Origin of the sequence: Oscillibacter valericigenes (assembly GCF_021531435.1) — a bacterium.
GTDB lineage: Bacteria > Bacillota > Clostridia > Oscillospirales > Oscillospiraceae > Oscillibacter > Oscillibacter valericigenes_B.
On the sequence record NZ_JAFBIS010000050.1, the window covers coordinates 1 to 5,624 of the forward strand.

Consider the following 5,624-nt stretch of genomic DNA (forward strand, 5'->3'; position numbering starts at 1 on the left):
TCCTTTATATAGTCCTATTGTATCATATTAGTACTATATAGTAAATGCTTTTATGACATTTTTTGCAAAGAACTTTTAGCACAACCAAGAGAATTACAGTTGGAAAACATCCCAAAACAAGTGGTCTTTGCCGATTTGTGGCCTCATCCCACGAATAAGCAGGTCCTTATAACCAGAAATTCAATACTTTTGGACTATTCTTCTATAGTCCGAAATGTTGGGAAAGTTTTATTTAATACAATTTAAGGTTGCCTGACCGTAGGGGTTTCGGTTTTGACTTAGGGGTTTCGTTTTGGTCAGGGGTTTCGCTTTTGAGCCCTTTGACCGATAATAAGAAATGGAGGTCTGTCGTTGGCAACGATTACGAAAAAACAGCTTGCTGATTATGAGCAGCTCTGTAAAGATAGAAATAACGGAAGAATACTAACGCCAGATGGGCTTCGATTTATCTGTGCTGCATACGAGTATGATCCAGAGAAAATAGGAAAGCACATGTTAGAGACGCTGGCCAAGTTTCAACCGTATAAAAAATGATTCGCAAAAAATACAGACCCTATAGTGAGGTCTATCCCATACACAAGAATAGGAGGAATGAAAATGTCAGAGACTGAGAAAAAACGCAGTAAGAGCAGTGCCGGGAAAGTCTTCTGCTATGTTGTAGGAAGTGTTGCATTATGCGCGACAGCCTGCGTAGTAATTGGAAGGCTTTTTGTTATTATGCGCCAGCTGTGAAGGAATGGCGTATTACTGGTGTGAAGAAATCGCAAAGCTCTGTGGAATTGAAAACAAATATCGAAAATTTTCAGAGACAAAAATATCAAAATGTGATTCCTGCGAACTATTTATGAAATCCTCTATTAAAAAGCCTTTTGATGGGATGGAGCCAACAATATTTGCAAATTTTGATTTTTTGTTGAGGGAAAAATGTATTAAAAAGGAAGAATATAACAATTTTAAGAAATATTTGTCAAAAGTCAGAAATGACAAATTAAGAAATAAAACAACCCATGGTTCAAACAATGAGATTAGCAAGCAAGAAGCAGAAAAATCATTAGAAGCTCTTTTGAAAATGCAAGACCTATTTGTTGAGATTACCAATCGTTTAAGGGAAGCGCGTAAAGAATGAGGTGTTATGCATGACCAACTTCGATTTCCTGACCTCAGATCCACAATTCAACACCTTCTCCACTGTGGCGGTCTCCGCCGAGCGCATCCTACATATTGACCCTGCTGCCTGCGTGCTGAACTGCCGTCGGGCCATGGAGTTTGCCGTCAAGTGGATGTATTCCGTGGACGGCTCTCTGGTGCTGCCCTATGACGATCGGCTGGTTTCTCTGATGGATAACGAGGATTTCCGGGACATCGTTGGTCAGGACATCTGGCGCAGGATGAAGCTGATCCGCACCCTGGGCAACAATGCCGCCCACACGGGGAAGAAGATCAGCGAGGAGCAGGCGGCGTTGTGCCTGGAAAACCTCTTTGTCTTTCTGGACTTTGTCGCCTACTGCTACGGTACGGAGTACACCGAGCGGACCTTCGATCCCGCGCTTTTGAAGGACGAGCCTGCCGCTCCGCCGCCCGTCGATACGGAAGCCGAAGTCAAGCTGGAGCAGCTCATGGCGGAGAACGCCGCTCTGCGGGAGGAGCTGACCGCCCGCCGTGCCGAACAGCAGCAGACCTATGTGCCCAAGCCGCTGGATCTCAGCGAGTACAAGACCCGCAAGATCTACATCGACGCCATGCTGCTGGACGCCGGCTGGACAGAGGGGCGGGACTGGCTCAATGAGGTGGAACTGCCCGGTATGCCCAACAAGAGCGAGGTGGGCTATGCCGACTATGTGCTCTACGATGACACCCACAAGCCCCTGGCGGTGATTGAGGCCAAGCGCACCTGCGTGGATGTGTCCAAGGGCCGCCAGCAGGCAAAACTTTACGCCGATATTCTGGAGCGCAAGTATAGCCGCCGCCCGGTGATTTTCCTGACCAACGGCTTTGAAACCCGAATCGACGATGGTGCTTACCCCGAACGCAAGGTAGCGACCATCTACTCCAAGCGGGATCTGGAAAAGCTGTTCAATCTGCGCACCATGCGGACGAGTCTGAAAAACGTGATGGTGGACAAGCGCATCGCAGGCCGCTACTACCAGGAGAGCGCCATCAAGGCCGTCTGCGACAGCTTCGACCGGCGCAACCGCCGCAAGGCGCTGCTGGTCATGGCCACTGGCTCCGGAAAGACTCGGACCGTCATCGCCCTGTGCGATGTGCTGCTGAACCACGGTTGGGTGAAGAATATTCTGTTCCTAGCGGACCGCAATTCTCTGGTCACTCAGGCGAAACGCAGCTTTGTGAACCTGCTGCCCGACCTGTCCGTCACCAACCTGTGCGAGGAAAAAGACAACTACACCGCCCACTGTGTGTTCTCCACCTACCAGACCATGATGAACTGTATCGACGCGGTCAAGGACGAGCAGGGAAAGCTGTTCACCTGCGGTCACTTTGATTTGGTCATCTGCGACGAGGCCCACCGCTCTATCTACAACAAGTACCGGGACATCTTCAACTACTTTGACGCCCCGCTGGTGGGTCTGACTGCCACACCCAAGGACGAGATCGACAAGAACACCTACGAGATTTTTGAACTGGAGAGCGGCGTACCTACTTATGGCTACGAACTGTCCCAGGCTGTCAAGGATGGCTTTCTGGTGGACTTCATGAGCGTGGAGACCAAGCTGAAATTCATCGAGCAGGGCATCACGTATGACGAATTGTCCGATGAGGATAAAGCCGCCTATGAGGACACTTTTGAAGATGAGAATGGTGAGCTGCCGGAACGGATCAGTTCCTCCGCTCTGAATGAGTGGGTATTCAACGAGGACACCATCAAGGAAGTCCTGCATATTCTCATGACCAACGGTCTGCGAATCGACTATGGCGAGAAGCTGGGCAAAACCATTATCTTTGCGAAGAACCACACCCATGCTGAAAAAATCTTTGAGATTTTCAACCGGGAATATCCCCATTTGCCCGGCTATGCAAAGGTCATCGACAACTATATGACCTATGCCCAGAGCGCCATTGACGAGTTCTCTGACCCGAAGAAGCTGCCTCAGATCGCCATTTCCGTTGATATGCTGGACACCGGCATCGATGTGCCTGAAGTGCTGAATCTGGTGTTCTTCAAGAAGGTCATGAGCAAGGCGAAGTTCTGGCAGATGATCGGCCGCGGCACCCGTCTGTGTCCCGGATTGATCGACGGAGAAGATAAGAACAAGTTCTACATCTTCGATTTCTGCGGCAACTTTGAGTTTTTTCGCATGAATAAGGGCAGGCCGACTGCCAACCAGATGGCGCTGCAGGGAGCAATCTTCAATCTGAAGGCACAGATGGCATATAAGCTGCAGGACCTTCAATTTCAGACGGATGACCTGATCGCATTCCGCAAGGAACTGGTCGCGGACATGGTGCGGAAGGTCCGGGAACTGAACAAGGAGAACTTTGCCGTCCGACAGCATCTGAAATATGTGGAACTCTATGCCAACCCTGATAACTATGCTGCTCTCAGCTATGAGGATACGCTCATCATCAAGGAGGAGCTGGCTCCGTTGATTATGCCTGACGAAGACGAGCCCGCTGCCATGCGGTTCGATGCTCTGATGTATGGCATTGAACTGGCTTATCTGGTCGGGAAAAAGTATACCAAGGCCAGAAGCGACCTGTTTAAGAAAGTAAGCGGTATTGCAGGTGTGGCAAATATTCCGGAAATCATGGCGCAGGCAGAGCTGATCCGCAAGATTCTGCACACCGATTTTCTGGATAATGCCGGTATTAATGAGTTTGAGAACATTCGGGAAAGCCTGCGTGGCTTGGTGAAATACATCCAGGGAGGACACCCAACATACACAACCAACTTCGACGATGAGATCCTGTCCATGGATTGGCATGAGTCTGAACTGGAAAATGATGATCTGAAGAACTACAAAGCTAAAGCGGAGTTCTATGTACGGCAGCACCAGGACGAGGCCGTGATCGCAAAGCTGAAAAGCAATGTACCCTTGAATTCTGACGATGTTGCGGCATTGGAGAAAATCCTTTGGAGCGAGGTCGGAACGAAGGAAGACTATGAGGCCGAGATCGGTTCCAAGCCTCTGGGAGAGTTTGTTCGTGAAATTGTCGGCTTGGATATGAAGGCCGCAAAGGAAGCCTTCTCCATGTATCTCAACGACACCAGCCTGGACAGCCGTCAAATCTACTTTGTCAACCAGATCGTGGAGTACATCGTCCACAACGGTTTGATGAAAGACCTTTCTGTACTGCAAGAGTCTCCGTTTACGGACAGGGGCAGCGTGGTTGATATTTTTACTGATTTGACGGTTTGGATGGGGATTCGCAAAATCATCGAACAGGTCAATGCCAACGCAGTGGCGTAGTGGTATAGAGATAAAATAAGTTCATATTTACTCGCTTTTGTGGTAGCTTTCCGTAGCTCCCTGTGGTATGTTGTCTTGCTAAAAGGAGGCGAGGCACATGAACAAGCTGCTGGAAATGCTCTACCACAGCCTGTATACCCCGCTGGAGCAGGCAGAACTTCAAAAGGAAATCGGCTCCTGCCACCACCAGTTGACGGAGCGGTTGAACAGGCCGGATCACAAATTGCTGCTGAAATTGGTAGATGACTATGACCACCTTGCAGACGTGCAGTCCATGGACAGCTTCCTCTGCGGACTGAAACTGGGCATGGATCTTGCGTACGAACTGAAACACTACGACGGACATCTCCTTGGCGATGAAGCCGAAGAAGATGTCCGTCGGTCTTTATCTGAATGATGTTTCTGTTATCTGTAAACATTTTTTGAACACTGATTTGCAATGATTGAAAAACCAAACGGATGTACTATAATAATTTTAGGCGAAAGCCAAATTCTGTAGCTTTCCGGTGAGGTCCACACCAGAGTGTGGCCTCGGACATTCATGGACCGCGTAGGGCATTCAAAACCCACCTGTACGACGGGAACTTTCCATGGGCGTCCACAGTCTTGACGCTGTGCCGGCAGCGCAGGTGTGTTCCTTCCCGCGTAAAGCGGAAAGGACATGAATGAACGACATTGTCGTTATCTATAATGAGGAGCCAGTATTAGTGTCAAGGGAGGTCGCAGACTACCTTGAAGAGGAACGGAAGCGGGACCAGGCGGAAACAAGGCAGGATCGGAGACATCTGAGTAAAAGTGAGTTTGAAACGGTGTCTGATTGTGCTGTTCCGATTCGACGTCCCGTGGAAGATGCCTGTATCAAGAACCTCCGGCTTGAAAAACTGCGTAATGCCGTTAAACAACTGGATGACCAGGAACAGAAATTGATCGACCTTCGGTATAAATGCTATATGACCGAAGAACAGGTCGGAGAAGTTTTTGGAATATCCAGGATGGCGGTATCCAAGCGGCTGAAAAAACTCCACGAAAAGCTGCGGAGCTCTGTCGTATGACAGGGCTCCGTAGTTTTTTATTTTTTTCGGTTTACAAGTGATTTCCGAGTGTCCTTAAGGTTAGAGTGCCCAATTCGCTTCAACGGACTGCCCGTTTCGGATGAACGGTGCGGGCAGTTCGGTTGAAGCGGTGTGAGTTATGGCT

At 49.2% G+C, this 5,624-nt stretch carries 6 protein-coding genes; all 6 read left to right on the forward strand.

Annotated elements, in window-relative coordinates:
• Positions 1 to 351 precede the first annotated feature (351 nt).
• The 6 genes from JQM68_RS13350 (at position 352) to JQM68_RS13375 (ending at position 5,479) form a co-directional block, all read left to right on the forward strand.
• A complete protein-coding gene (locus JQM68_RS13350; protein ID WP_235223518.1) occupies positions 352 to 534 on the forward strand; it encodes a cytochrome C in 183 nt (60 codons plus the stop codon).
• A 140-nt stretch (positions 535 to 674) separates the two neighbouring features.
• Positions 675 to 848, forward strand: coding sequence for a hypothetical protein (locus JQM68_RS13355; RefSeq protein WP_235223519.1), 174 nt, complete (start codon positions 675 to 677; stop codon positions 846 to 848).
• The gene (locus tag JQM68_RS13360; RefSeq protein WP_235223520.1) at positions 845 to 1,126 is read left to right on the forward strand and encodes a hypothetical protein; all 282 of its coding nucleotides are present in this window, start codon (positions 845 to 847) and stop codon (positions 1,124 to 1,126) included. Before JQM68_RS13355 ends, JQM68_RS13360 begins: the two co-directional genes overlap by 4 nt.
• Before the next feature lie 10 nt (positions 1,127 to 1,136).
• Positions 1,137 to 4,427 carry a DEAD/DEAH box helicase family protein gene (locus tag JQM68_RS13365; RefSeq protein ID WP_235223521.1) on the forward strand — a complete coding sequence of 1,097 codons (3,291 nt, stop codon included), beginning with the start codon at positions 1,137 to 1,139 and terminating at the stop codon, positions 4,425 to 4,427.
• A gap of 97 nt (positions 4,428 to 4,524) precedes the next feature.
• A complete protein-coding gene (locus JQM68_RS13370; RefSeq protein WP_235223522.1) occupies positions 4,525 to 4,824 on the forward strand; it encodes a DUF6809 family protein in 300 nt (99 codons plus the stop codon).
• Between the two features lie 268 nt (positions 4,825 to 5,092).
• Positions 5,093 to 5,479: a sigma-70 family RNA polymerase sigma factor gene (locus JQM68_RS13375; protein ID WP_235223523.1), complete on the forward strand. Its 387-nt coding sequence runs from the start codon at positions 5,093 to 5,095 to the stop codon at positions 5,477 to 5,479.
• The last annotated feature ends 145 nt before the right edge of the window (positions 5,480 to 5,624 follow it).